This is a genomic window from Nonomuraea sp. NPDC050451 (assembly GCF_044458585.1).
The window spans coordinates 98,279-123,086 of the sequence record NZ_JBITHZ010000021.1 but is presented as its reverse complement, the minus strand read 5'-3'; the positions used below and the strand labels follow the sequence as shown (position 1 = coordinate 123,086).

Here is a 24,808-nt window from a genome sequence, read left to right as displayed (position 1 = left end):
CTGTGAGAGAGGCCGCGCGCAGGTGGTCGGCCCGCACTTCGAATCCGCGTCCGCCACCCTACGCAGGCCCCTCGGAGGCGGCGGTCTCGAACACCTCGCCAGAAACAGCGATGCCGCTACCGGGCCTGCTCCTCGGCGGCCGATGCCGAGGGGCAGGTTCCCGCATGGTCAGCCTTCGTACGCGAACGACGCGTCGAAGGAGTTACGGGCGATCCGGTCGAGCTGTTCGTCCGTCATCCCCAGCTCCCGCTGGAGCGCCGCGTAGTTGTCCTCGACGTAACCGCCGAAGTACGCGGGGTCGTCCGAGTTGACGGTCACGACGAGCCCTTCGTCCAGCATCGCGGGCAGGATGTGGTCACGCAGGGACGGCACGGCGCGCAGCCGTACGTTCGACAGCGGGCACACCGTCAGCGGGATCCGCTCGTCCCGGAGCCTGGCCACGAGCTGCGGGTCCTCCATGGCCCTGATCCCGTGGTCGACCCGCTCGACGCGCAGGATGTCCAGCGCCTCCCACACGTAGTCGGGCCCGCCCTCCTCGCCCGCGTGCGCCACGCGGTGCAATCCCTCGGCGGCCGCGATCTCGAAGACCCGCCTGAACAGCGACGGCGGGTAGCCCACCTCCGCCGAGTCCAGCCCCACCCCGATGAACGACTCCTGGTACGGCAGCGCCGCCCGCAGCACCTGCTCGGCCTCGTCCGCCCCCCGGTCACGCAGGAAGCACAGGATCAGCGCGGCCGACACGTCGCCGTCCTTCAAGGCCGCCGACAGCCCGCCGAACACCACCTCCAGCGGCACGCCCCGGCTCAGGTGCGCCTGGGGGTCGAAGAAGATCTCCGCGTGCCGCACTCCCTGCTCCTTGGCCCGCCGCAGGTAGGCGGCGGCGAGGTCGTAGAAGTCCTCCTCGGTGCGCAGGACCGCCATGTGCTCGTAGTAGAGGTCCAGGAACGACTGCAGGTCGGTGAAGGAGTAGCGGGAGCGGATGGCGTCCACGTCGAAGGTCGGCAGGTCGATCCGGTTCCGCCTGGCCAGCTCGACGACGAGCTCGGGCTCGAGGGTGCCTTCGATGTGCAGATGGAGCTCTGCTTTGGGACGCATGGCAACGAGTAAACCCGACCCCGGCTGATGGAAGTATCGTGCGAACCTCTGAACGCGCGGGCTTTTCCGATGAGAAACCTCCTAATCAGACTGCCGCTCCACTGTCGCGCCGGGGTGCGACCGTAGCGGCAGTCCGCCTCGGAGGTTTCTCATCGTCTGGCATAACATCGGAACTCATGAGGCTGTCGGACCTGCTCGCGCGCGACGACCTGCGGCTGACGCTTGTGACAGGTCACGAGGAGGTCGACCGCGAGATCCGGCGCGCGTACCCGACGGACCTGCCCGACCCGCGACGCTACCTGCAGTCCGGCGACCTCGTGCTCACCAGCGGCGTCTGGTACGGCGAGCCGGCCGACTGCGAGCGGTTCGCCGACGCGCTGTGGGCCACCGACGTCGCCGGCCTGGTCGTGGGGCTGATCGTGCTGGGAGAGCTGCCCGAGGAGCTGGTCAAGGCGTGCGAACGGCGCCGGCTCCCGCTGCTCCTGGCCGCGCCCGACCAGTCGTTCGGCGCGATCACCCAGGTCGTGACCGCCGAGGGGTTCGCGGCCGAGCAGCGCAGGGCCGAACGGATGAGGGCGCAGACGCTGCTCGACGTGCTGGGCCACATCCCGCCGGGCGAGGTCTCCGCGCACCTGCGGCTGCTCGGCGCCGACCCGGGCCTGCCGACCGCTGCCATGGTGGTCACGCGGACCGGACCGGCCAACAATGAGTACGACCTGCCCGAGGTCCTGCACGAGGGCCTGGCCAGGAGCGGCCGGCACCTGGTCGTCGGCGGCGCCCCGCACGAGGCGATCGTGCTGGTCAACGGCCGGGCGTCGCGCAAGAGCCTGGCCGACGAGCTGCGCGGCCTGGTGGCGGAGCGCCCCGGGCTGAGCATCGCCGCCGGGATCAGCGAGATGGCAGCCAGCGTGTCGCAGCTCGGCGAGGCGCTGGAGACGGCCAGGCGGGGCATGGAGTCCGCGCGGGGCGGGCCGGGGCCGGTGTCGATCATGTCGGTGGCCGACATCGACAGCTTCGACCTGCTGATGGCCGCGCTGCCTGCCAGCGCGCGCCGGTCCTTCCGCGATCACCTGCTGGGGCCGGTGGAGGAGTACGACGCGCGGCACGGCTCCGAGCTGCTGCGCACGCTCGACATCTTCCTGGAGACGTGCGGCTCCTGGCAGCGCACGGCCGACGAGCTGTACGTGCACGTCAACACGTTGCGCTACCGGATGCAGCGGATCGAGGAGCTGACCGGGCGGCGCATGTCGTCGATGCGCGACCGTACCGACCTCTATCTGGCGCTGCGGTCAGGGAGAGACGGGCAGGCGGCCCGCGACGACGCGGCCCCGTGAGACCACGGCCACGATGTTCTCCGTGGCCAGGTCCTCGATGCGCTCCCACGGGCGGCCGCGCAGCACGACGAAGTCGGCGCCCAGACCCGGCGCGATCCGTCCCACGGGCATGCCGATCGAGTCGGCCGCGTCGGAGGTGGCCGCGCGCAGCGCCGACTCGGCGTCCATGCCGAGCACCCGCGTCATGTGGACGACCTCGGCGTACTGGTCGCCGAACTGCACGTGGTGGCCGTTGGCGTCGGTGCCGAGCACGAACCGCACGCCCAGCGCGGCGGCCTGGGCCAGCAGCACGTCGCGCTGGGCGATCAGCTCGGCGGCCTTGGCGCTTGCCTCGGGCGTGACGGGGACGCGGCCCTGGGCGATGGCCTCGTTGATCAGCAGCGTGGGCGCGACCGGAGTGCCCCGGGCGGCGAGCGTCTCGGCCAGGTCCTTGGCCATGAGCGTGCCGTGCTCGATCGAGTCGACGCCCTCCTCGACGGCCACGCGGATGCCGTCCTCGGAGTGGGCGTGCGAGGCCACGAGCATGCCGAGCGCGTGCGCCTCGTCCACGACCGCCCTGATCTCGTCGCGGGTGTAGTTGCGCCAGGCGTTCTTGTCGCCGATCGACAGCACGCCGCCGCTGGTCGTGAGCTTGATGCCGTCCATGCCGGCGCGGGCCCAGGTGCGTACGAGCTTGCGGCACTCGTCGGGGCCGTCCGCCGTGGGCTTGCGCACGGGGAACGCGGGCGGCACGAACAGGTCGTTGTGCCCGGCGGTCATCCCCACCACGCCGTGCACCTGGATGCGCGGACCGGGCAGCACCCCGGCGTCGAACACCCGGCGCAGCGCGATCTGAGCCTCGTCACCCGCCAGGTCGCGCAGCGTCGTCACGCCGTGCCGCATGGCCCGCTGGGCGTGGGCGACGCCGTGCAGCACCTGCTCGTCCCGGGTGGTCACCAGCGGCCAGGTCGCGAAGTCCGGCGGGTCGCCGGGTCCCGCGTAGCCGACCAGGTGGACGTGCGTGTCCACCAGACCCGGGAGCACGCACAGACCGTCATTGCCAGGCACGACGTCCGGCTGCACGCTGATGATCCGGTCCGGCTCCCAGCTCAGATCGACTGGGCCGCGATATTCGGTACCGTCCCAAAGGGGGATTCCGTCGAGTCTCATTTCATGCCCGACGCTACCGGAGCCGCCGGGTGGCTGGAGGGATCTACGGTCCTCGGGTGGCCCTCTCGTAGGGACCTACAGGGCTCGCCAGCGGTTTTCCCGCATTCTCCCTGCGTGACGGCTTCCGGTGCGCGGGCGTCCAAAACCACCGTCACACGATGGTAATAATCAATGGATACCGTCCTGACCTGCACGTTCACCGCCGCTCAAGGATGAATTATGGCTATTTCCCTCGACCGCCGCGCGTTTCTGCGGACAACAGGTCTGGCCGGTCTGGCGCTCGGCCTGGCCGCCTGCGGCGAGACCCCGGCCGCCGGCGGCGGAGCGAGCGGGCTGGGCTCCGTCAAGCTCCAGCTCTCCTGGAAGAAGAACGTCGAGTTTGCCGGCGAGTACTTCGCGGACACCAAGGGCTACTTCAAGGCCGCCGGATTCTCGCAGGTCGAGCTGCTGTCGGGCGGCGGTTCCGGGACCTCGGTCGAGTCGGGCCTGGCCACGGGCCGCTGCTGGGCGGGCCTGTCCGCGCCCACGATCACCGCCCCGGCCGTCCTGCAGGGCGCCCAGCTGAAGATCGTCGGCGCGACCTTCCAGAAGAACCCGTTCGCGATCGTCTCGCTCAACAAGAACCCGATCAAGGAGGCCAAGGACCTCGCCGGCAAGAAGATCGGCGTCCAGGACTCCAACGAGCTGGTCTGGAACGCGCTGCTCAAGGCCAACAACCTCGACCCGTCGAGCGTGACCCGCGTGCCGTTCCAGTCGGACCCCTCGATGCTCACCTCCGGGCAGCTCGACGGCTACGTCGGCTACGTCACCAGCGGTCCCGTACGGCTGCGGATGCAGGGCCACGACCCCGCCTACCTGCTGTTCGCCGACGCCGGACTGCCGCTGGTCGCCGAGACGTTCACGGTGACGCAGGAGACCATCGACAAGGAGCGCGACAAGCTCAAGGCGTTCCTGACCGCCGAGATCAAGGGCTGGAAGGATGCCGTCGCCGACCCGGCCAAGTCCGCCGAGCTGGCCGCCACCGTCTACGGCAAGGACCAGAACCTCGACGTCAAGGAGCAGACCGAGGAGGCCAAGATGCAGAACGAGCTCGTGGTCACCCCCGACGTCAAGGCCAACGGCCTGTTCACGATGACGCCGGAGCTGATCGAGCAGAACATCGCCTCGCTCGCCAAGGCCGGCCTGAACATCAAGGCCGAGCAGCTCTTCGACCTGACGATCCTGGACGAGATCTACAAGGCCGACCCGAGCCTGAAGCTGTCATGACGGGGATCAGCATCGCGGGGCTGAGCAAGTCCTTCGGCAAGGGAGTGACCGCGCTCCAGGGAGTCGACATCCAGACGCCGAAGGGCTCGTTCCTGTCGCTGCTCGGCCCCTCCGGCTGCGGCAAGTCCACGGTGCTGCGCATCCTCGCCGGGCTGGAGGAGCCCACGTCGGGCGAGATCCGGGTCAACGGCGAGACCCCTGAGGAGCTGCGCAGGAGCCACCACCTCGGCATCGCCTTCCAGGACTCCGCGCTCCTGCCCTGGCGCAGCGTCGCGGCCAACATCCGGCTGCCGCTGGAGGTCGCCGGGCTCAAGCCGGAGCCCGGCGTGATCGAGGACCTGGTCAAGCTGGTCGGGCTGGAGGGCTTCGAGAAGGCCCGGCCCGCCGAGCTGTCCGGCGGCATGCGGCAGCGCGTGTCCATCGCCCGCGCGCTGGTGGTCAAGCCCAGCGTGCTGCTGCTCGACGAGCCGTTCGGCGCCCTGGACGACATGACCAGGCAGCGGCTCAACCTGGAGCTGCTGCGCATCTGGACCGAGAAGCCCGCCACGACGCTCATGGTCACCCACGGCATCGGCGAGGCCGTCTTCCTCTCGGACGTGGTCGCCGTCATGAGCCCGCGCCCGGGACGGGTCATCGAGATGGTGGAGATCGGCCTGCCCCGGCCCCGCACCCCCGAGATGATGCGTACGCCCGAGTTCCACGCGATCCACGACCACCTCAGCGACCTGCTGTTCGGGCACGGCGCATGAGGCGCGTCCAGGGGCTGCTCGGCGTCGTCGCGCTCGTCGCGCTGTGGTGGCTGCTCGCCGCGACCGTGTTCGCGGACGGCGGCGCGGTGCCCACCCCGTGGGCTGTGCTGGCCGCCATGGGCGCCGACGGCTGGGCCTTCTACGGCCCCAACGTCTCGGCCACGCTGGGCGCGGCGGTCCAGGGCTTTCTGTGGGGCAACGGGCTGGCCATCGGCGTGGCCCTGCTGGTGCTGCTCGTGCCCCCGCTGGAGGCCGTCGCCACCCAGCTCGCCGTCATCAGCTACTGCATCCCGCTGCTCGCCATCGGGCCCATCGTGCTGGTGGTCTTCGGCGGCGATGCCACCGCGGTCTTCCTCGCGGCCATCTCCGTCTTCTTCACCACGCTCATCGGCGCCCTGCTCGGGCTGCGCTCCGCCGACCGGGCGAGCCTGGACGTCGTCACCGTGTACGGCGGCGGCCGGCTGGCCAGGCTCCGCTACGTGCAGATCATCTCCGCCCTGCCCAGCACGTTCGCGGGCCTGAAGATCTCCGCGCCCTCCGCGCTGCTCGGCGCGATCATCGGCGAGTACCTCGGCAGCAACGACGCCGGGCTGGGCGTCTCCCTGATGATCTCCCAGCAGCAGTTCCAGGTGCCGCGCACGTGGGGGCTCGCGCTCGTGTCCGGGCTGATCGCCGGGCTCGGGTACGCGCTCGTCGCCCTCGTCGCCCGCGTGGTCACCCCCTGGTCGAGAGGCGAGTCACAGTGATCGGCCGCACCGTGCTGAGGATCGTCGGGCCGCTGGTTCCTTCGGTGGTCATCGTCGTGGCCGCGTGGTGGGTGGCCCTGGAGGCGTTCGGGATCAGCCCGCTCGTCGGCAAGCGCCCGCCGCAGGTCTGGGAGTACCTGACCTCGTCGGCCGCCCACCGCGAGGCCGTGTTCGGCGCGCTGGGCATCACGATCAGGGACGCGGCCATCGGGTTCGCCAGCGGGATGATCGCCGCCATGGTGGTGGCGGTCGCGTTCGTGCTGTTCAGGACCGTCGAGCAGACGTTCATGCCGGTCGCGATGCTGCTGCGGTCGGTGCCGCTCGTGGTGATGACGCCGCTGATCACCCTGATCTTCGGCCGTGACCTGCTGGGCGTGGCCGTGATCGGCGGCATCGTGGTCTTCTTCCCCGCGCTCGTGAACATCGCCTTCGGGCTGCGCTCCGCCTCGCCGCAGGCCACCGACCTGATCATGGCGTACGGCGGGACGCGCCTGACCGTGCTGCGCAAGGTGGCCGTGCCGACCGCGATGCCCTCCGTCTTCGCCTCGGCCCGGATCTCCGTGCCCGCCTCGATCATCGGGGCGCTCATCGCGGAGTGGCTGGCCACGGGGCGGGGGATCGGCGCCGAGATCCTGCGGGCGATCGGCGGCTTCCGCTACGACGAGGTGTGGGCGGACATCGTGGTGGTCACCGCCGTGTCGATCCTGGCGTACGCGGTCGTCGGCGTGGTCGAGTCGTTGGTCCTGGCCCGCTTCTCCGACCGCTCGTAAGCGGGGAGTGTGCGGGCCCGGCCGCGGTCCTGTGTGCGGGGGAGGCGCGGCCGGGCCCGCTCGGAAGGGAGCGCGTGGGCGTGCGGTGGGATACCGGCGGGTGTGGCCGGTGGAGGCCCGACGCTCCCTTGGCTCAGTGGGTTCGGCTCAGCTCATTGGGCGGCGAAGTCCTGCGTCCAGGAGGGTCCCTTGGCGTTGTGCCCGACACCGATGTGGGTGAAGGAGCAGTTGAGGATGTTCGCCCGGTGTCCTGAGCTCTTGAGCCAGTCCCTCATCACGGCCTCCGCGGTGGGCTGGCCCGTGGCGATGTTCTCGGCGGCTGAGCTGAAGGAGAAACCGGCGGCCTTGATGCGCTGGTCGAACGTGCGCCCGTTGCTCGAGTTGTGCGTGAAGCGGTCGTTGGCCCCCATGTCGGCCGAGTGGCGTTCGGCGGCGAGGTGCAGCCTGGGGTCGTGGATGAGGGGCCGGCAGCCCTTCTTCGCCCTGGCCTGGTTGGTGAGCTTGACGACCTCCGTCTCGATCGGGGACGCGAAGCCGCCGCCCGACGCGCACGACAGCCTCACCGGGCGCGAGCGGCTGCTGCGCCCCTTCGAGTCGACCGCGACCACGTAGTAGCCGCGTGGGGTGGGGGAGCACTGCACGGCTGCCGTGATCCGCCCGGTGCCGACCAGCTTCGAGCCGCTCTTGAGGACCCGGTCGGGGCCCGACGTGACGACCTGGATGCGTACCCTGAGCCGGGCCTGGTCGGTGCAGCCCGTCCTGGCGGCGGTGCCCCGAACCACGCCCCTGGTCACGACCGGCTTGGCCGCGACCACGCGGCACGCCGGCGCCGAGGCGGCCTGGGGGGCCGCCTGCGCGGCGGTCGCGGGGAAACTCAACGCCGCCAGACTCCCGAGGCAGATGAGTGCCTGGAGCTGTGCGCGCATTCTTTCCTCCGGTTCAGGGCTCGACATTGCGTCGAACCCGCATTCTGGCGCTCCCGGGTCGGCTATGTACGGAAATTTCAGACCTAACCTGGAGCTCCAAGTGGCTGAATCGTGATCCGGCCACCTCGATCCCGGTAAACCACAGCGGCCCCCTGGGCGTCAGGGGGCCGCGCGGTTTCAGGTGATGGCTAGCACTGAACGGGCTTCAGCCAGGAGCATTCGAGGTCGCCCGCCTCGCCCTGCTCCGTGGCGCGGAGCTGCGTGGCGTCGGCCGTCGCGGTGGCGCGCGTGAACTGGGCGAGCCGGATGGCGATCTTGTCCTCGATGTCCTTGGGGGAGCCGGACAGGTACTGGTTCAGCATGATCGAGAAGATCAGCGGCTCGCCCTCGGCGCTCTTGACGTACCCGGACAGCGAGGTCACCCCGGTCAGCGAGCCCGTCTTGGCGTGGACGTTGTTCGCGGCCGGCGTGTTCCGCATCCGGCTGCGCAGGGTGCCGCCCACGAAGCGATCGGCGTTGCCCGCGATGGGCAGGGACTCGTACCAGGTGTCGAACCAGGGCTTGCTCCGCACCGCCGTCAGCAGCTGCACGATCGAGCCCGGCGAGAAGCCGTCGCGGCGCGACAGCCCGGAGCCGTCCCGCATGTTGATGACCTGCACCCCGTTGGCCTTGGCGAAGTCGGTGCTGACCTTGAGCCCGGCCGACCACGTGCCCTGACCGGCGACCTTGCGGCCCATGGCCTTGGTGAGGATCTCGGCGTGGATGTTGTTGCTCAGCTTCATGAACGGGACCAGCAGCTCGCCCAGCGTCATCGACTCGTGCCTGGCCAGCTCCTTGGCCTCGGCCGGGGCGGCGCCCGCGGCGGTCGGCCCGAGCACCTTGACGCCGTGCTTGCTCAGCGACGAGCGGAACAGCGACGCGACGTACGCCGTGGGGTCGTCCACGGCCACCCACTCCTGGTACGGGTCCTTGACCGTGCCGGTGATCACGACGGTGCGGGTGCTGTGCTGGCGCTCGATGAGCACGTCGGTCGCCGAGCCGACCGTGGCCCTGTTGACGATCTTCAGGTAGCCGGTCTCCGGCGTGGTGGACACCTTGACCTTGTCACCGTCGGCCCCCGGCGACAGAGCGACGGAGACGATCACCGAGCCGGCGTCGTAGTCCCTGTCGGGGGAGGCGGTCAGCGCGGAGATGGGCGCGGCGTAGTAGGCGGTCTCGTCGTCCCACGACCAGTCGTTGCCGAGCCGCTGCGCGTCGAACCAGGTGTCGTCGGCCACCAGCTTGCCCGTCACGACCTTGACGCCCGCGGCGGCGACCTTGGCGGCCAGCGCGTCGTAGTCGTCGGCCAGCATGGTCGGGTCGCCGGTCCCGCGCAGCACCAGGTCGCCGGCCAGCACCGACCCGGCCTTGCGGCCCGAGGAGAGCACGGTGGTGGGGAAGCGGTAGTCGAGCCCGAGGGTCTCGGCGGCGGCGGCGGAGGTGAAGAGCTTGGTGTTGGAAGCGGGGGTCAGGAGCTTGCCCGCGTCCGTGGCGTACAGCTCCTCGCCGGTGGCGGCGCTCTTGACGACCACGCCCGCCCTGGCGATCGTGAGCCGGGAGTCGCTGAGGATCTGGTTGATGTCCTGGGTGAGGTCCGCCACGCCCGCGGAGGGCTCCAGGGCGACGGCCGGGGAGGAGGGGCTGGACGCCCACGCGAGGGCCGCGACGAGCGCGCCCGCGACGAGGGATGCTGAGGTACGCCGCATGGGGGGTCTCCAAATGACTGGGGAGTCGCCATGCCAGCATGGACCGCCGCGGACCATCTGCAATCCGCAAATATCCGTATATGTCGGGCGGGGCGTCAGAGGGACGGCTGGCCCGAGGTCACCATGAAACCGCAGTCGCCGAACGAGATCTCGTCACCCGACCGCACCCTCGCCGGCCCCACCAGCCGCCACCCGTTGAGCCGGGTGCCGTTGAGCGAGCCGAGGTCCACCAGCATCCACCCGCCGTCGCCCTCGCGGCGCAGCTCGGCGTGGACTCGGGAGACGGTTAAGTCCGACAGGACGAGGTCGCACGCCGACCCGCGCCCCACCACGTAACGCAGCCGGTCGTCGTCGGGCAGCGCCAGCTTGGGCAGCCGGGGACGCCGCCACGCGGACTGCATCCGGGTGGTGAACTCGGAGACCGACGAGACGGCGTCGGTCAGCCGCTGCCTGATCGTCGGCTTGCGCGGCAGGTCCGCGACCAGCTCGTCGAGCTCGTGCCGGCTCTGCGCGCGCAGCGCCTGGTCAACCCGGCCCACGAACGTGTCGTGGGAGATCCGGCCCTCCACGGCCTGGTCCCTGAGCTCGTCGATCGCGCGGTCGCGTTCCCCGTCTGATGCACGAAAAGGCGGCTGGGTCGAGCTCATGTAGCGAGTATCGGACTGAAGGGCGCTCGCTGTCCAGAAAACGCGGATCGCTTGCGATGGGCATACTCAGTATGCATACTCAGTATCCATGTCGATCAGACACGGACTGCTCGCGCTGCTGAGCAGCGGACCGCGTTACGGCTATCAGCTCAGGGTTGAGTTCGAGGCGTCCACGGGGGCGACCTGGCCGCTGAACATCGGCCAGGTCTACACGACGCTCTCCCGGCTTGAGCGCGATGGCCTGGTGGCGCCAGGGGGAGCCGACGAGCAGGGCCGCGCGGTCTACACGATCACCGAGGCCGGTCGGGAGGAGCTGGAGCGATGGTTCAGCACCCCCGTCGCCCAGGCCGACCGGCCTCGGGACGAGCTGGCCATCAAGATCGCGATGGCCGTGGCCGGTGACCTGGACGTGGCCGAGGTCATCCAGACCCAGCGCGTGGCCACCATGCGCGGGCTGCAGGAGCTGACCCGGGCCAAGAGGGCCGCGACAGGAGGGTTCGCACAGCGGCTGGTCCTCGACTCGCTGATTTTCAAGGCAGAGGCGGAGCAGCGCTGGCTGGACCACTGCGAGGCCGTTTCCAAGCAGATGTCCAAGGAGCAAGAACGATGACTGTGGTGAGTTTGCGGGACGTCACCCGCGAGCACGGCCAGGTGCAGGCCCTGAAGGGCGTGAGCCTGGAGGTGGCGGCGGGGGAGCTGGTCGCGGTCATGGGCCCGTCGGGCTCGGGCAAGTCGACGTTGCTCAACGTGGCGGGCGGTCTCGACCGGCCCACGTCGGGGACCGTGACGATCGAGGGCGAGGACCTGGCCAGGGTCAAGGACCTGGCCGCGCTCAGGCGCACCAGCGTCGGGTACGTCTTCCAGGACCTGAACCTGATCCCGTCCCTCACGGCCGCCGAGAACGTGATGCTGCCGAGGGAGCTCGACGGCGTGCGCTCCGGGGCAGCCCGCGAGGAGGCGCTGGCCGTGCTCGCCGAGGTGGGGGCCGGGGAGGTCGCCGGCCGTTTCCCCGAGGAGCTGTCCGGCGGGCAGCGCCAGCGCGTGGCCATCGCCAGGGCGCTGGCCGGCGAGCGGCGGCTGCTGCTGGCCGACGAGCCGACCGGCGCGCTCGACACCGCCACCGGGGACGAGATCCTGCAGCTGCTGCGCACCCGTTGCGACCAGGGCGCGGCAGTCCTGCTGGTCACCCACGAACCGCGGTACGCGGGCTGGGCCGACCGGGTGGTCTACCTGCGTGACGGCGCGATCGTGGAGTCGAGCGCGGTGCGGCTGGAGAGTGCCCGATGAGCGCCTTCCGCGCCGCCCTGCGCATCTCCCGCAGGGACGCCCTGCGCTTCAAGGGCCGCACCGCGTTGATCATGGTGATGATCGGCCTGCCCGTCCTGGTCATCACGGCGGCGCTCACCGCCGCTGCCACCACGAGCATCACCGCCCGCGACAAGCTGGACTCGGTGTTGGGGGCGGCCGACGCCCGCATCGCCACGAGTCCGTCCCGCGCCCCGGTCGAGCAGCGCGCGGACGGGGAGATCAGCAATGTGCGCGAGGCGCCGCGGTCCCAGCGGCCGTGGACGCCCGCCGAGATCGGCACGCTGCTCCAGGGCCGCCTGCTCCGCTACCAGGCGAACATCGTGCAGGCCCGCCTGGTGGACGGCTACAGCCGGGTCGACGTGTTCGAGGCCGACCTGCGCGACCCCTTGACCAGCGGGATGCGCCGCCTGGTCGAGGGCAGGTTCGCCGCCGCGCCCGGCGAGGTCGCCGTGTCCCCCGCGCTGATCGACGGCGGGGTCCGGATCGGCGACACGATCAAGACATGGCGGCCGGACCGCACCGTGCGGGTGGTCGGGGTCGCCGAGCATCCGAACCGGCCCGGCCTGCGCGAGATGCTGGCCCTGCCGGAAGGGCTGCTCCCGCACCAGAACGACGGCAACGACAGCGGCTGGCTCATCGACACCGCCGCCCCCGTCCAGTGGCCGGACGTGCGGAGGCTCAACAAGGTAGGTCTGGCCGTCAAGTCCCGGGTCTTGATCGAGCGCTCCGGCGCCGGCGACTCAGGCCCCCGGGATCTGCACGGGCTGGTCGAGCTGGGTGTCGCCGTCGTGCTCATCGTGACCGAGACCGTCCTGCTCGCGGGCCCCGCCTTCGCGGTCGGGCTGCGCCGCAGGCGCAGGGAGCTCGCCGTGATCGCCGCGCAGGGCGGCTCCGGGCGGCACCTCAAGACCATCGTGCTGGCCGACGGCCTGGTGCTCGGCGGTGCGGCGGCCCTGCTGGGCGCCGCCCTGGGCATCGGCGCTGGGCTGGTGGCGGAGTGGTTCGCGGCCCGCTGGCTGGACTGGACGCACGGCCCGGCGGACGTTCCGTGGGCGCAGGTGCTCGGCGTGGCCGTATTGGGCGTGGTGAGCGGACTGACCGCGGCGATCGTGCCCGCGATCCAGGCGAGCCGGCAGAGCCCCGTACACGTGCTGGCCGGGCGCGCCGCCGTGGACACACCCGGCCGCGCGGGCCGTCCCGTGCTCGGGACCGTGCTGGTGCTGCTCGGGCTGGCCGCGACAGGGTTCGCCCTGCACCGGGGCATGCTGTCGGTCGCGCTGGCCTCGACGCTGGTGGTGTTCGGGCTCGTGGCGCTGATGCCGTGGCTGGTCCAGGCGACAGGGCGGCTCGCCGGGCGGCTGCCGCTCCCGCTGCGCCTGTCCGTGCGCGACGCCGCCCGCCACCGCGTACGTACGGCCTCCGCCACCGCCGCGGTCATGGCGGCCACCATGGGGGCCGTCACGCTGGGCATCGGCCTCAACAGCGACTATGTCGACCAGGAGGCGCATCGGAACTCGAACGTCCCCGCGGGCACCACGGTGATCCGTGCCTGGAAGACCGACGATCAGGGGTGGGCACGGGTGCGGGCGCTCGTCCAGCAGAAGTTGCCAGGGGTGAGCCTGGTCAACGGGCTGGACGTGAAGGACGCACAGGGCGAGCCCCTCGATCTGAGAGTCGCCTGGCCGGAGGGCTGCACACCCTCCACATGCGACCCTGCCGACCATGACTACGGCTCCGTTGAGGTGGCCGACGAAGGGGTGCTCGCCTTCCTCCAGCAACGCAGGGATCCGCAGGCGGCGGCGGCACTGGCGGCGGGCAAGGCCGTGGCGCTGAGCCCGGGCGCGGTGCGCGACGGCCTGATCACGATCCAGGTCGAGGACTGGGACCAGAAGCCGGTCACGACCCTACGGGTTCCCGCCGTGGCGGCGGCACCGGCCGAGGCCGGTCAGACAGGCGTGCTGATCCCGCCGTCCGTGGTGACGCAGGCGGGGCTCAAGGTGCTGCAACGGACTTTCTACGCGGCGTACACAGATGTCGACGACCACCGTCTGACCACGGAGATCAAGGTCCTCATCGGCGAACAGGCCTACGCCATCGTGGAGCGGGGCAACGCCGAGAGCCGCTTCGTCACCCTGCTGATCCTGCTCGCGGCCGCGCTGGTCCTGGTGCTCGGCGGCACGTTCGCGGCCACCGGGCTGGCAGCCGCCGACATGCGCCCGGACCTCGACACCCTGTCCGCGGTTGGCGGGACGGCGCGGGTCCGCAGGCTCGTGGTGGCGGCCCAGGCCGCCTACATCTCCGGCCTCGGCGCCCTGGTGGGCCTGGTGGCGGGCACCGTCAGCGGCATCGCGCTGACCTGGCCGCTGACCCGGCGGGTTTACGGGACCATGGAGCTCTTCAACCCGGGAGCCACGACGATCGCCGTCCCCTGGCTCTTCCTGGTCGGGGTCGTAGTGGGGCTGCCCCTGCTGGCGGCGCTGACGGCGGCGTTGTTCACGCGGACGCGTCTGGTGCCGGCTCGCCGGGTGGCTTGAGCCGGTACTTCAGCGTCATCAGCACCGACAGGAAGATGATCAGCGCGGGGACCGCGGTCTGTCCGATCAGGACCGCGGTCACCGCGCTGTCCGGCTGCTCGACCGGCCTGCTCGGCTCGGACTCGATGAAGCCGCCGATCGACAGGATCACCCCGAAGATCAGCGCGCCGAACGCGCTGACGCCGCTCTCGATGGCCGTCCACAGCCCGGTCAGCACGCCCGCCCGCCGCTTGCCGGTCTCGGCGGCGTCCGCCGCGATCACGTCCGCCAGCATCGAGAACTGCAGCAGCTGCACCCCGGCGTAGCCGACGCCGACCACCAGGATCGTCACGTGCGCCCACACCAGGCCAAGGACCGGCGTGGCCATGGCCGCCGTCGTGCCGCCCGCGTACAGGAGCGCCGCCAGGATCATCGCGCCCCGCTTGTCGAAGCGCTTGGCCAGCCGCACCCACAGCGGCATCGTCAGCAGGATCGGGCCGACCAGTGCGGCGAAGAGCGTCTGCGTGGCCTTCGGCGAGCCGAGCGTGTACGCGGCGAAGTACGGCGCGGCGGCCAGCATCATGCTCACGGCGAGCATCTGCGTGCAGGCCAGCATGGTCAGCCACAGGAACGGCCGGTTGCCCTTGATCGCGGCGAACTGCTCGCGCCACCCTCCCCGGTCCGCCTCCGGCGCGCCGGTCATGGGCGCGCGGGCGGTGCCGAAGAAGGAGCCCAGCATGGCGAGGAGCAGGATGACCGCGATCACCGTGGCCATCAGCCGGTAGCTGTCCAGCGTGCCGTGCTCGCCCTGGCTCGTGACGATGGCCGGGGCGAGCACGCCGCTGATCGCGGTGGCCGCGCCGATGAAGACCATGCGCCACTGCAGCAGCGCGGTGCGCTCGTGATAGTCGTGGGTCATCTCGCCGGGCATCGCCTTGTACGGCACCTCGAACAGCGCGTACGCCGTCGCCGTCGCGAGGAAGCACACCCCCACGTAAAGGGCGGCGGGCACGCCCGTCAGCGGCGGCCCCGCGAACACCAGGAAGAACGCGATCGGCAGCGTGCAGGCGCCCGCCAGCAGCCAGGGGCGCCGGGGGCCCAGCCGCGACCGGGTCCGGTCCGACCAGCGGCCGATCAGCGGGTTGACGACCAGGTCCCAGACCTTGGGCGCGGTCACCACGACCCCGGCCAGCCAGGCGGGCACGGCCAGGAAATTGGTCATGTAGTACAGCAGGAGCAGGCCGGGCACGGCGGTGACCGTGGCCGTGCAGAAGGACCCCACGCCGTAGCCGAGGCGCACGCCCCTGGAGACCGTGGACGCGCTGACCGCCGGTGTGATCATTCCCTCATTGAAGCCGAGCGAGAGCTTGTTTGGGAGGGCCCACTTTTCCCATGCCGCGGGGCCCGGTCGCCCGGGCCCCGCGGCTCTTGGGTCGCGTCAGTCGATGACGTTGGCGCACACCACGTGCGCGCCGATCTCGATCATCCGTTGCTCGCTGCGCGCGTCCGCCACCCTCGCCATGAGGATCGGCGCCCCGGAGGCCGCGAACTGCGGCAGCCGGGCGCGTACCAGGCGGTGCAGGTCGCGTACGACGTCCTCGGCCGCGGACATGTGCACCTTCACGTGCAGCATGATCCCCGGAGCCCCGGACGCCGTGCGCGCCTCGGAGATCCAGACGTGGTGCACGAGCGGGAAGTCCATGAGCAGCAGCCCGATGGCCTGCCGCAGCGCGGGCAGGATCGGGTGGGCGCACCGGCGGTAGCCGGGGTCCACCTGCTGCATGGGCCCCGACAGGTGCGGCCGGGGCGCGGGCACCCACGGCAGCGTGGGCGCCTGCGGAGTCGGAGGTGCCACCTGGGCCAGCGCGGCACCGCGTGACACGGTCGCCATCGCCCCCGTCGCGTACGCGGCCGGCACCGCCCCCGAGAGGACGGGCGTCGGCCCCGTGCGCGTCGAGGACATGAAGCGCTGGAGGTCGTCGATGGGCACAGCCGCGGCGGCTGGTCCGGCCGCGTCGATCACGATCTCCCGCACGCCGGTGACGCGCTGGATGTCCAGGATGGTGTCGGCGTCGCACGCCGATAGGGAATGACTGCCGCGGTGCCTGGCATAGGTGGCAGCGCCGGTGTAACCGAGCAACACCCGGTCTCCGGCCTGGGTCGTCCCGAGGACGACCGAGCGGTCTGGCCGCACTGCCACCAGGACTCCACCGTCGGCGAGAGCGCCCAGCAGGCGATGCGGAGTGCCATGCTGAGCGAGCACGTCGGCAAGCGCAGGATTCCCGATGCTCATAAGACGAACCCTAGGTACTCGGCCACGGCTTATCAGGCTAATGGCGAATAAATCTCCCGATCAAGACAAAGATGTGAGCGGAGTGGATGAGTTTCTTCCCCAGGGGGTACGGCGGAGCTTGTCTCACATCGTGGGTGCCTCGTGAACGCGTTCACAAGCCCCAGATAGACTCTGTGGGACCGTCGGGGGATCCGTGGACGTGTCCCCTGAATGCCCGCCGTGCCGTTAAGGATCCACACCAGTGAACAAGCCCGTCGTTCTGGTCGCAGAGGAGCTGTCCGAGGCTGGCCTCGCCGTACTCGGCGCTGATTTCGAGGTCCGCCACACCGACGGCGCCGACCGTTCCCAGCTCCTGCCCGCTCTCGCCGAGGTGGACGCCCTGATCGTGCGCTCCGCCACGCAGGTCGACGCCGAGGCCATCGCCGCCGCGCCGAAGCTGCGCGTGGTCGCCCGCGCCGGCGTCGGCCTCGACAACGTCGACGTCGAAGCCGCCACCAAGGCCGGTGTCATGGTCGTCAACGCGCCGACCTCCAACATCACCAGCGCCGCCGAGCAGACCATCGCGCTCATCCTGGCCAGTGCGCGCAACACGGCCCAGGCCCACGCCGCGCTGAAGAACGGTGAGTGGAAGCGCTCCAAGTACACCGGTGTCGAGCTCGACGAGAAGGTCATCGGCATCCTCGGCCTGGGCAAGATCGGCCAGCTCGTGGCCCAGCGGCTGCAGCCGTTCGGTGTCGAGCTGATCGCCTACGACCCCTACCTGCCGCCGGCCCGCGCCGCGCAGATGGGCGTCAAGCTCCTCAGCCTCGAAGAGGTGCTCAAGCAGGCCGACTTCATCACCGTCCACCTGCCCAAGTCCAAGGAGACCGTCGGTCTCATCGGCGACAGGGAGCTGCACCAGGTCAAGCCGTCGGTGCGCATCATCAACGTCGCCCGCGGCGGCATCGTTGACGAGAGCGCCCTCTACTCGGCGGTCAAGGAGGGGCGCGTCGCGGGAGCGGGTCTCGACGTGTTCTCCAAGGAGCCGTGCACCGACAGCCCGCTGTTCGAGCTCGACCAGGTCGTCGTCACGCCGCACCTGGGCGCCTCCACGCACGAGGCCCAGGAGAAGGCCGGCACCCAGGTCGCGCGGAGCGTGAAGCTGGCGCTCGCGGGCGAGTTCGTGCCGGACGCGGTCAACGTCCAGGGCGGCGTGGTGGCCGAGGACGTCAAGCCGGGCCTGCCGCTGGCCGAGAAGCTCGGTCGGGTGTTCACCGCCCTGGCCGGCGAGGTGGCCACCAAGCTCGACATCGAGGTGCGCGGCGAGATCGCCTCCGAGGACGTGCGGGTGATCGAGCTGGCCGCCCTCAAGGGCGTGTTCACCGACGTGATCGAGGAGCAGGTCACCTACGTCAACGCGCCGCTGCTGGCCAAGGACCGCGGTCTCACCGTGGAGCTGGTGACCAGCTCGGAGAGCCCCGACTGGCGCAACGTGGTGACCGTGCGCGGCGTGCTCGCCGACGGACGCCAGGTCTCGGTGTCCGGCACGCTCTCCGGCCCGCGCCAGATCACGAAGATCGTCGAGGTCAACGGCTACGAGATGGAGATCGAGCCGACGGCCCACCTCGCGTTCTTCACCTACACCGACCGTCCCGGCATCGTCGGCGTGGTCGGCCGCCTCCTCGGCGAGCACAGCGTCAACATCGCCTCGATGCAGGTGGCCCGCTCCACCAAGGGCGGCAACGCGCTCATCGCGCTGACCGTCGACTCGGCGATCCCGGCCGACGTGATCGACCAGATCATGAGCGAGATCGGCGCCGAGAGCGGCCGCTCCGTGGACCTGGAGGGCTGAGCCTCCTTCCCGGCCTGAAGGCCGCCGCCCGGATTCCGGGTGGCGGCCTTTGCTGTCTCAGCATGCAAGATACTAGGACGTCCAATGAGATTGCTGGGGTACTGTTGCTGGTAATGCGCCAGGTGCTCGTACTTATTACCTGCCGCGGCGGGGCCTGTTAGGGCAGGTCGACGACTCGCCGCGGAGCGTCGTGGTGTGTCGGCCAATAAGTCCCATTCGTCCGGTCCGTGATCCGGACCCCACGAGAGACAGGCCCGGTCGGGTTCGAGCGCTGTGATGGATCCGCAGCGTAGCGAGGACATCCATCACAGTCCTCCGAGCGGGCTCGGCAATCAAACGCAGCTCCGGCCCCCCTTCTGGAACGCGCTCGCGAAATGAGATGAGTCACATGTACGAGATGTATGCCTGGAACCGTGCCGAGGAGCATGAGGACGAGGCCGTGCAGGCCCTGCAGACCGCCCTGGACCGCAGGGACAACGGCGGCGCCCCTCAGAATCCGAGCCGGTAGAACACCGCCGCCCGTCTCACCCCCGGCAGCAGCCCGGCGATCCGGGCCGCCACGCGGTGCGGCGTCGGCAGGCGGTCGAACCCCTCGATGTCGAACACGCTCACCGCGCTCAGGCAGCGCAGTTTCGGATGGATCGCCAGCAGCTCGCCTGGCCCGTCGATGCCCCAGACCAGGTGAGCGTCCGCCTTGCGCACCGGCCTGTTGAACTTCTGCGTCTTGAGCCCGAGCGGGCTCACCGCGTCGAAGACGAACCGGCCGGCGGGGAAGCGGTCGACGATCGCCCTGATGAGGGCCCGGCCCTCGCCGGGATCGAGATAGTAGAGCAGGCCCTCGGCCACGACCAGCACAGGGGCGCGGTCCGGGACCTGCTCCAGCCACCCCAGCTCGGTGACCGACGAGCCGATCAGGCGGTAGCCGGGCCGCTCGGGGAACAGGTGCCGCCGCAGCTCGATCACGTCGGGGTAGTCCACGTCGTACCAGCGGACGGTGGGCGGCGGGTCCAGCCGGTGGACGCGGGTGTCGAGGCCGCAGCCCAGATGGAGCACGGTGGCCTCAGGATGGGTGGCCAGGAACTCGGCCGCCCACCGGTCGATGAACCGCGCCCTGATCGCGACGGAGACGGCGAGGCCGGCGTTCATCCCGGTCGTGCTGAAGTCGTGGTCGATGCGTTCGACCACGTCGGCGGCCAGGTCGTCGCCGAGGATCGGATCCGGGGACCGCGCGTCCAGCGCCCGCCCGTACAGGGTGGCGAGCAGCGTGGCCTTCTCCCCGGTCAGTTGCACCTTTTCCGGCGCCATACCCCTACGCTACCGCCGCACGGGCCAGCGCAAGCGCGCCCAGCAGCGGCGCCTCGTCCGCGAACCGCGCCGGGCGCACCTCCGGCGGGAACGGCACCGCCCGGCCGAGCTCGGCCGTCAGCCTCGGCAGGATCAGCTCCGCCGCGCCCATCATGCCGCCGCCGACCACCAGGCGCTCGGGATCGAGGACCACGCACAGGTTCGCCACGCTCATGGCCAGCGTCCGCAGCGCCTCGTCCACCAGCTCCCGCGCGTGATCCCCGCCCAGGAGTTCGGCTGTCGTGACGGGGCGGCCCAGAAGCGCGGCGCCGCGGGCGGCCAGCGCGCCGCCCGAGACGCGCTCCTCCAGGGGCACCCGGCCGTCGGCGAAGGCGGGCTCGCCCGGCGTCACCTGGAGGTAGCCGATCTCCCCTGCCGCGCCGTGGGCTCCCGGCATCACCCGGCCGTCCACCACCAGGGCCGCCGCCAGGCCGGTGCCCAGGTTCAGGTAGACGCCCGTGGAGACCCCGCGCAGGGCGCCCCAGCGCAGCTCTGCGGCGGCGGCCGCGTTCACGTCGTTGTCGATGGCCACCGGAGTGGCGCCGTACGCCTCCTGGAGCAGCCTCGGCAGTTCGAGGCCCTCCCAGCCGGGGACGTTCGGGGCGAGCCGTACCACGCCATCGCGGATCACCCCGCACGTCGAGAAGCCCACCGCGGTGGGCGCGCCGTCCATGGCCCGGGCCGCCGCGAGCGCCCGCGCGAGCGTGTCAGGCCCGGTGTCCAGGCGGACGTGGGCGGACAGCGCGGGGCCGTCGGCCGCGGACATCCCGATGGCCACCTTCGTCCCGCCCACGTCGATGCCCAGGACCCGGGTCATCGGGCGGCGCCCCTGCGGGCGAGCGAGTCGATGGCCACGGCCAGCGCCAGCACCGCGGCGGTCACCATGAACCGCACCGAGGAGTCCACGCTGAGCAGGTACATGCCGTTGGAGATGGCCTGGATGACCAGGACGCCGAGCAGCGCGTCGTAGGCCCGGCCGCGCCCGCCGAACAGCGAGGTGCCGCCGATGACCGCGGTGGCGATCGCCATGAGGAGGATGTCGCTGCCGCCCGAACCCTGGTTGACGGCCGACAGGCGGCTGGCGGCGAGGATGCCCCCGGCAGCGGCCAGCGTGGAGGCCAGCATGAAAGCGAGGATCCTGATCCTGGTGACGTTGATGCCGGCGCGCCTGGCAGCCTCGGCGTTGCCGCCGACGGCGTACAGGTGCCGCCCGAACGTGGTGTGCCTCAGCATGAGGTCGAGCAGCACCACCAGCGTCCCGAAGATGATCAGCAGGAGCGGCACGCCGCGGTCCGCCGACATGACGAGCACCGCCGCGGCGAGCAGCACCGCCAGCCCGCCCGCCTTCGCCGGCGACCACCACAGCGGCGTCACCGGCAGCCCGGCCGCCAGCCGCAGCCTCCTGACCACGAGCGACGCGCCCGCCGACACGGCCACCAGGCCCGCCGCGACCGTCCACGCGAGCCAGCCCGGCAGCCAGGTGTCGCTCAGCTTCGAGATGAACCCGGTGAACGGCAGGTTGATCGTCCCGCCCTGCCGCAGCAGGTAGAGCAGCAGGCCGAGCCAGCCCATCAGCCCGGCCAGCGTCACGACGAACGACGGCATCCGCAGCTTGGTCAGCATCAGGCCGTGCAGGAACCCGATCGCCGCGCCGACGGCGAGCGCCAGGAGGATGGCGAGCAGCGGGTTCCAGCCCTGCTTGACGTGGACGATCGTCATGATCGTGGCGCACAGGCCGCTGACCGAGCCCGCCGACAGGTCGATCTCGCCGAGCAGCAGCACCATGATGATGCCGAGCGCGATCGTGCCGGTGGCGGCCATCTGGAGCACGAGGTTGGTGAGGTTCTCGGGGGACAGGAAACGGTCGTTGAGCGTGCTGAACACGATCGCGATCGCGATCAGCCCGCCGACCACCGGCCACGCGCCGACGTCCCCCTGGCGCAGCCGCTCGACGGCGACCTTCGGCGTGTACGGCCTGCGTACCAGCGTGTCGGTCATGACCCTGCCCCCGTGATCGCGGCCACGATCTCCTCCTGGGAGGCGGCGGCCGTAGTGAACTCACCGGCGTTGCGGCCCAGCCGCAGCACCACCACGCGGTCGCTCACCGCGCGCACGTCGGCGAGGTTGTGCGAGATGACCAGCACCGCGAGCCCGCGCTCGCGCAGCCGCCCGATCAGCGCCAGCACCTGCGCCGTCTGCTCGACCCCCAGGGCCGCCGTCGGCTCGTCGAGGATGACCAGCCGCGGCTCGCCGATGAGCGCCCTGGCGATCGCCACCGACTGCCGCTGGCCGCCCGACAGCATGGCCACCGGCACCCTGATGTCCCTGATGCGCACGTCGAGCTGGCCGAGGAGGTCGCGGGTCGCGCGTTCCATGGCGATGTGGCGCAGCAGCGAGCCGCGGCGGCGCTCGGTGCCCAGGAAGAGGTTGGCCACGACGTCGAGGTTCTCGCAGAGCGCGAGGTCCTGGTAGACGGTCGAGACGCCGAGGGCCTGCGCGTCGTGCGGGTTGGCGATCCTGACCGGCGAACCGTCCACGGTGATCGTGCCGGCGTCCGGCGTCACGACCCCCGAGATGGCCTTGACCAGCGTGGACTTGCCCGCGCCGTTGTCGCCCATGAGGGCCACGACCTCGCCGGGGCGCAGGTCCAGGCCGGCCCCGTCGAGCGCCTGGACCGCCCCGTACCGTTTGGAGATGCCCGTCGCCGCGAGCATCTACTTGATGCCCTGCTTCTCGCAGGCGGCCTTGACCTCGCCCGTGCAGAGCTGGGCGGCGGTGTAGAAGCCGTCCTTCACGATCGTGTCCTTGACCTTGTCGGCCGTGACGGGGATGGGGTCGAGGAGGAACGCCGGGATGTCGGCCGCGCCGTTGTTGACCTTGGCGGGGGCGGCGGGCTGCTCGCCCTTGGCGAGGGCGACGGCGAGCTCGGCGGACTTCTCCGCCTCCGCCCTGATGTCCAGATATATGGTCATGTACTGCTCGCCGGTGAGGATGCGCTGGACGGCGGCCAGCTCGGCGTCCTGGCCGGTGATCGGCGGGAGCTGCTGGTAGCCCGCGCGCTTCATGGCCGCGATCGCGCCGCCCGCCATGCCGTCGTTCGCGGACAGCACGCCCGTGATGGTGTCCTTGCCCAGCGCGGTGATGGCCTGTTCCATCTCCTGCTGCGCCTTGTCGGGGCTCCAGTCGGGCGTGTCGAACTCCCTGCCGACCTTCACCTTCCCGTCCAGCACGCTCTTGGCGCCCTTCTTGTAGTCGGCCGAGCTGGGGTCGGTGGGGGAGCCGTGGATCATCACGATCTGGCCCTTCGCCGCCGTGCCCCTGGCGGTCATGGCGTCGAGCAGGGCCTGGCCCTGCATCTCGCCCACCCGTACGTTGTTGAACGAGACGTAGTACGCGTAGTCGATGCCCGAGATCAGCCGGTCGTAGGCGATGACCGGGACCTTCTTCTGCTTGGCCTGGTTCACCAGGGGGGCCACGGCGTTGGCGTCCACGGCGTCGAGCACGAGCACGTCGGCCTGCTGGGTGAGCGCGGCCTCGACCTGTTGCTGCTGCTTGGGGGCGTCCTGCTCGGCGTTGCTGTAGAGGATCTTGCAGTCGGGGCAGAGCGACTTGACCTTCGCCTCGAACAGCGGGCGGTCGAACGCCTCGTACCGGGTGGTCTTGGACTCGGGCAGGAACAGCGCGATCGTCTTGCCGCCCTGGCTCTGCGTGGTCGTGGTGGTGGTGCTGGTGCCGTTTCCGGTGCTGTTCCCGGCGTTTCCACAGGCGGCGGCCAGGAGGACCGCCGCGACAGGGATTGATCGCCATGCTCGGTGCATCGCACTTCGTCCTTCCGGATGTGCCGCCCCTGTGCTTGGTAAGTAAGGTAATTTACTATCAGCCGAGTTGGCTAGGCTCTGCTTCCTCAAAGGAGGGTGAGATGCGGGGGGACCTGGGTAATCCGCGGCTGCTGCGAGTGCTGAACGAGCGCCGCCTGCTCGACCATCTTCAGGAGCACGGCCCCGCCTCGCGCGCCGACCTCGCCAAGATCACCGGCCTGTCGAAGCCCACGGTGTCCGCGGCGCTGGCCGGGCTGGAGGAGGACGGGCTCGTCCACGTCGTCGGCGAGGTCTCCGGCCGCCCGGGTCCGGTCACGTCCCTGTACGACCTCAACGCCGCCGCCACCCACGTCGCCGGCGTCGACATCGGGCGCGACTGGATCAGGGTCGGTGTCGCCGACCTGCGCGGCGCCTTCGCCGGCCGGAGAGACGGGCGCAACACCGCCCTCACCTCCGCCGAGCTGGCCGTGCTGGTCGGGCAGCTGTGCCGGGCCGCCGCCCGCGAGGCCGACGTCGACTGGCCCGCCATCGCCTGCGCCGTCGTCGGATCGCCCGGCGTGTACGACTCGGCGCTCGGACGCCTGGAGTTCGCCCCCAACCTGCCCGGCCCCGATCTGGCCGAGCGCCTGCGCGCCGCGCTGGAGGTCGACCTCGTCATCGAGAACGACATCAACCTGGCCGCCGTCGCCGAGCACGTGCATGGTGCGGGGCGCGGCAAGTCCAACTTCGCGCTGGTGTCCATCGGCACCGGCGTCGGCATGGGCATCGTGATCAACGGCGAGCTGTACGTGGGCGCCCGGGGGGCGGCGGGGGAGGTCTCGTACCTGCCCGCGGCCGAGGACCCCCCGCCGTCGGCCGGCGACGCCCTGGCCCACGGTGCCACGGAGGCGGTGGCCGCCGCGCCCGGGGTGGTCCGCGCGGCCCGCGCCGCCGGCCTGAGCCTGGAGACGGCCAAGAAGGTCTTCGCCGCGGCGGCCTCCGGCGACGGCGTCGCCCGCTCGGTGGTGGAGGCCGAGGGGCGCCGCATCGGCGGCCTGCTGGTGGCGGTGGCGGCCGTGCTGGATCCGGAGGTGATCGTGCTCAGCGGCGGCGTGGGCCGCAACCTGGATCTCCTGGGGGAGGCCATCGAGGGCCGCATCGCCGAGCTCGGCCCGCTGCGGCCGTCGGTGGTGGCCAGCACACTGGGAGACAGCGGCGTCCTGCTGGGCGCGGTGGCCCGCGCCAGGGCCCGCGCATGGGACCTCATCTTCGACGCCCGCCTCCCCTGACCGCAC

General features: G+C 71.0%; 22 protein-coding genes. 10 read left to right on the top strand and 12 right to left on the bottom strand.

All coding sequences use genetic code 11. The features are described 5' to 3' along the window. Window positions 1–168: 168 nt before the first annotated feature. The gene (locus ACIBI9_RS43015; protein ID WP_397231421.1) at window positions 169–1,095 is read right to left on the bottom strand and encodes an adenosine deaminase; all 927 of its coding nucleotides are present in this window, start codon (window positions 1,093–1,095) and stop codon (window positions 169–171) included. 176 nt (window positions 1,096–1,271) lie between these two features. On the opposite strand from ACIBI9_RS43015, the gene ACIBI9_RS43010 reads away from it, so the two are divergent. Next, complete coding sequence (locus ACIBI9_RS43010; RefSeq protein ID WP_397231419.1) at window positions 1,272–2,429, top strand: PucR family transcriptional regulator; 1,158 nt, start codon at window positions 1,272–1,274, stop codon at window positions 2,427–2,429. Here ACIBI9_RS43010 and ACIBI9_RS43005 read toward each other — a convergent pair. Then, entirely contained in the window at window positions 2,385–3,578 is a 1,194-nt protein-coding gene (locus ACIBI9_RS43005; RefSeq protein ID WP_397231418.1) for an amidohydrolase family protein, read from the bottom strand. The genes ACIBI9_RS43010 and ACIBI9_RS43005 overlap by 45 nt on opposite strands. Window positions 3,579–3,797: 219 nt before the next feature. Here ACIBI9_RS43005 and ACIBI9_RS43000 point away from each other — a divergent pair, with 219 nt between their 5' ends. The 4 genes from ACIBI9_RS43000 to ACIBI9_RS42985 are packed head-to-tail and all read left to right on the top strand — an operon-like array spanning window position 3,798 to window position 7,109. After that, complete coding sequence (locus tag ACIBI9_RS43000) at window positions 3,798–4,844, top strand: ABC transporter substrate-binding protein (protein ID WP_397231416.1); 1,047 nt, start codon at window positions 3,798–3,800, stop codon at window positions 4,842–4,844. Further along, entirely contained in the window at window positions 4,841–5,593 is a 753-nt protein-coding gene (locus ACIBI9_RS42995) for an ABC transporter ATP-binding protein (protein ID WP_397231414.1), read from the top strand. The genes ACIBI9_RS43000 and ACIBI9_RS42995 overlap by 4 nt, the downstream gene beginning before the upstream one ends. After that, the gene (locus tag ACIBI9_RS42990) at window positions 5,590–6,339 is read left to right on the top strand and encodes an ABC transporter permease (protein ID WP_397231412.1); all 750 of its coding nucleotides are present in this window, start codon (window positions 5,590–5,592) and stop codon (window positions 6,337–6,339) included. The genes ACIBI9_RS42995 and ACIBI9_RS42990 overlap by 4 nt, the downstream gene beginning before the upstream one ends. Beyond that, window positions 6,336–7,109 (top strand): ABC transporter permease subunit, encoded by a 774-nt coding sequence (locus ACIBI9_RS42985; RefSeq protein ID WP_318787075.1) that lies wholly within the window; start codon window positions 6,336–6,338, stop codon window positions 7,107–7,109. Before ACIBI9_RS42990 ends, ACIBI9_RS42985 begins: the two co-directional genes overlap by 4 nt. 152 nt (window positions 7,110–7,261) lie before the next feature. On the opposite strand, the gene ACIBI9_RS42980 is transcribed toward ACIBI9_RS42985, so the two are convergent. The 3 genes from ACIBI9_RS42980 to ACIBI9_RS42970 form a co-directional block, all read right to left on the bottom strand. Continuing rightward, entirely contained in the window at window positions 7,262–8,035 is a 774-nt protein-coding gene (locus ACIBI9_RS42980; RefSeq protein WP_397231410.1) for a CAP domain-containing protein, read from the bottom strand. A 188-nt stretch (window positions 8,036–8,223) separates the two neighbouring features. After that, window positions 8,224–9,780 carry a D-alanyl-D-alanine carboxypeptidase/D-alanyl-D-alanine-endopeptidase gene (gene dacB, locus ACIBI9_RS42975; RefSeq protein ID WP_397231408.1) on the bottom strand — a complete coding sequence of 519 codons (1,557 nt, stop codon included), beginning with the start codon at window positions 9,778–9,780 and terminating at the stop codon, window positions 8,224–8,226. Window positions 9,781–9,875: 95 nt separating this feature from the next. After that, window positions 9,876–10,427 (bottom strand): FHA domain-containing protein, encoded by a 552-nt coding sequence (locus tag ACIBI9_RS42970; protein ID WP_397231406.1) that lies wholly within the window; start codon window positions 10,425–10,427, stop codon window positions 9,876–9,878. Between the two features lie 88 nt (window positions 10,428–10,515). Here ACIBI9_RS42970 and ACIBI9_RS42965 point away from each other — a divergent pair, with 88 nt between their 5' ends. Genes ACIBI9_RS42965 through ACIBI9_RS42955 form a run of 3 tightly spaced genes read left to right on the top strand, consistent with a single transcriptional unit; the run spans window position 10,516 to window position 14,269 of the window. Beyond that, on the top strand, window positions 10,516–11,037 hold the full coding sequence (locus tag ACIBI9_RS42965; RefSeq protein ID WP_397231405.1) for a PadR family transcriptional regulator: 522 nt from the start codon (window positions 10,516–10,518) through the stop codon (window positions 11,035–11,037). Then, window positions 11,034–11,714, top strand: coding sequence for an ABC transporter ATP-binding protein (locus ACIBI9_RS42960; RefSeq protein ID WP_397231403.1), 681 nt, complete (start codon window positions 11,034–11,036; stop codon window positions 11,712–11,714). The genes ACIBI9_RS42965 and ACIBI9_RS42960 overlap by 4 nt, the downstream gene beginning before the upstream one ends. After that, window positions 11,711–14,269, top strand: coding sequence for an FtsX-like permease family protein (locus ACIBI9_RS42955; protein ID WP_397231401.1), 2,559 nt, complete (start codon window positions 11,711–11,713; stop codon window positions 14,267–14,269). The genes ACIBI9_RS42960 and ACIBI9_RS42955 overlap by 4 nt, the downstream gene beginning before the upstream one ends. On the opposite strand, the gene ACIBI9_RS42950 is transcribed toward ACIBI9_RS42955, so the two are convergent. Together ACIBI9_RS42950 and ACIBI9_RS42945 are read right to left on the bottom strand one after the other, a co-directional pair. Then, window positions 14,229–15,590: an MFS transporter gene (locus ACIBI9_RS42950; protein WP_397231399.1), complete on the bottom strand. Its 1,362-nt coding sequence runs from the start codon at window positions 15,588–15,590 to the stop codon at window positions 14,229–14,231. The two genes, ACIBI9_RS42955 and ACIBI9_RS42950, sit on opposite strands and share 41 nt — an antisense overlap. 96 nt (window positions 15,591–15,686) lie before the next feature. Next, window positions 15,687–16,541 carry a hypothetical protein gene (locus tag ACIBI9_RS42945; RefSeq protein ID WP_397231397.1) on the bottom strand — a complete coding sequence of 285 codons (855 nt, stop codon included), beginning with the start codon at window positions 16,539–16,541 and terminating at the stop codon, window positions 15,687–15,689. 241 nt (window positions 16,542–16,782) lie between these two features. Between ACIBI9_RS42945 and serA the strand changes: the two genes are divergently transcribed. Then, window positions 16,783–18,372 (top strand): phosphoglycerate dehydrogenase, encoded by a 1,590-nt coding sequence (serA, locus tag ACIBI9_RS42940; protein WP_397231396.1) that lies wholly within the window; start codon window positions 16,783–16,785, stop codon window positions 18,370–18,372. A gap of 489 nt (window positions 18,373–18,861) precedes the next feature. Here serA and ACIBI9_RS42935 read toward each other — a convergent pair whose 3' ends face one another. Genes ACIBI9_RS42935 through ACIBI9_RS42915 form a run of 5 tightly spaced genes read right to left on the bottom strand, consistent with a single transcriptional unit; the run spans window position 18,862 to window position 23,534 of the window. Continuing rightward, window positions 18,862–19,677: a class I SAM-dependent methyltransferase gene (locus ACIBI9_RS42935; protein WP_397231394.1), complete on the bottom strand. Its 816-nt coding sequence runs from the start codon at window positions 19,675–19,677 to the stop codon at window positions 18,862–18,864. Window positions 19,678–19,681: 4 nt separating this feature from the next. After that, window positions 19,682–20,533, bottom strand: a complete 852-nt coding sequence (locus tag ACIBI9_RS42930; RefSeq protein ID WP_397231392.1) for an ROK family protein — start codon at window positions 20,531–20,533, stop codon at window positions 19,682–19,684. Then, on the bottom strand, window positions 20,530–21,714 hold the full coding sequence (locus tag ACIBI9_RS42925; RefSeq protein WP_397231390.1) for a sugar ABC transporter permease: 1,185 nt from the start codon (window positions 21,712–21,714) through the stop codon (window positions 20,530–20,532). The genes ACIBI9_RS42930 and ACIBI9_RS42925 overlap by 4 nt, the downstream gene beginning before the upstream one ends. Continuing rightward, complete coding sequence (locus ACIBI9_RS42920) at window positions 21,711–22,430, bottom strand: ATP-binding cassette domain-containing protein (protein ID WP_397231388.1); 720 nt, start codon at window positions 22,428–22,430, stop codon at window positions 21,711–21,713. Before ACIBI9_RS42920 ends, ACIBI9_RS42925 begins: the two co-directional genes overlap by 4 nt. Continuing rightward, on the bottom strand, window positions 22,431–23,534 hold the full coding sequence (locus ACIBI9_RS42915) for a sugar ABC transporter substrate-binding protein (RefSeq protein WP_397231386.1): 1,104 nt from the start codon (window positions 23,532–23,534) through the stop codon (window positions 22,431–22,433). It abuts the gene before it with no gap. A gap of 101 nt (window positions 23,535–23,635) precedes the next feature. On the opposite strand from ACIBI9_RS42915, the gene ACIBI9_RS42910 reads away from it, so the two are divergent. Then, complete coding sequence (locus ACIBI9_RS42910) at window positions 23,636–24,802, top strand: ROK family protein (protein ID WP_397231384.1); 1,167 nt, start codon at window positions 23,636–23,638, stop codon at window positions 24,800–24,802. Window positions 24,803–24,808 lie beyond the last annotated feature (6 nt).

Coding starts and splice junctions, on each gene's coding strand:
- ACIBI9_RS43015 (WP_397231421.1), bottom strand. CDS start 1,095: ATGCGTCCCAAAGCAGAGCTCCATCTGCACATCGAAGGCACCCTCGAG.
- ACIBI9_RS43010 (WP_397231419.1), top strand. CDS start 1,272: ATGAGGCTGTCGGACCTGCTCGCGCGCGACGACCTGCGGCTGACGCTT.
- ACIBI9_RS43005 (WP_397231418.1), bottom strand. CDS start 3,578: ATGAGACTCGACGGAATCCCCCTTTGGGACGGTACCGAATATCGCGGC.
- ACIBI9_RS43000 (WP_397231416.1), top strand. CDS start 3,798: ATGGCTATTTCCCTCGACCGCCGCGCGTTTCTGCGGACAACAGGTCTG.
- ACIBI9_RS42995 (WP_397231414.1), top strand. CDS start 4,841: ATGACGGGGATCAGCATCGCGGGGCTGAGCAAGTCCTTCGGCAAGGGA.
- ACIBI9_RS42990 (WP_397231412.1), top strand. CDS start 5,590: ATGAGGCGCGTCCAGGGGCTGCTCGGCGTCGTCGCGCTCGTCGCGCTG.
- ACIBI9_RS42980 (WP_397231410.1), bottom strand. CDS start 8,035: ATGCGCGCACAGCTCCAGGCACTCATCTGCCTCGGGAGTCTGGCGGCG.
- dacB (WP_397231408.1), bottom strand. CDS start 9,780: ATGCGGCGTACCTCAGCATCCCTCGTCGCGGGCGCGCTCGTCGCGGCC.
- ACIBI9_RS42970 (WP_397231406.1), bottom strand. CDS start 10,427: ATGAGCTCGACCCAGCCGCCTTTTCGTGCATCAGACGGGGAACGCGAC.
- ACIBI9_RS42965 (WP_397231405.1), top strand. CDS start 10,516: ATGTCGATCAGACACGGACTGCTCGCGCTGCTGAGCAGCGGACCGCGT.
- ACIBI9_RS42960 (WP_397231403.1), top strand. CDS start 11,034: ATGACTGTGGTGAGTTTGCGGGACGTCACCCGCGAGCACGGCCAGGTG.
- ACIBI9_RS42955 (WP_397231401.1), top strand. CDS start 11,711: ATGAGCGCCTTCCGCGCCGCCCTGCGCATCTCCCGCAGGGACGCCCTG.
- ACIBI9_RS42950 (WP_397231399.1), bottom strand. CDS start 15,590: ATGATCACACCGGCGGTCAGCGCGTCCACGGTCTCCAGGGGCGTGCGC.
- ACIBI9_RS42945 (WP_397231397.1), bottom strand. CDS start 16,541: ATGAGCATCGGGAATCCTGCGCTTGCCGACGTGCTCGCTCAGCATGGC.
- ACIBI9_RS42935 (WP_397231394.1), bottom strand. CDS start 19,677: ATGGCGCCGGAAAAGGTGCAACTGACCGGGGAGAAGGCCACGCTGCTC.
- ACIBI9_RS42930 (WP_397231392.1), bottom strand. CDS start 20,533: ATGACCCGGGTCCTGGGCATCGACGTGGGCGGGACGAAGGTGGCCATC.
- ACIBI9_RS42925 (WP_397231390.1), bottom strand. CDS start 21,714: ATGACCGACACGCTGGTACGCAGGCCGTACACGCCGAAGGTCGCCGTC.
- ACIBI9_RS42920 (WP_397231388.1), bottom strand. CDS start 22,430: ATGCTCGCGGCGACGGGCATCTCCAAACGGTACGGGGCGGTCCAGGCG.
- ACIBI9_RS42915 (WP_397231386.1), bottom strand. CDS start 23,534: ATGCACCGAGCATGGCGATCAATCCCTGTCGCGGCGGTCCTCCTGGCC.
- ACIBI9_RS42910 (WP_397231384.1), top strand. CDS start 23,636: ATGCGGGGGGACCTGGGTAATCCGCGGCTGCTGCGAGTGCTGAACGAG.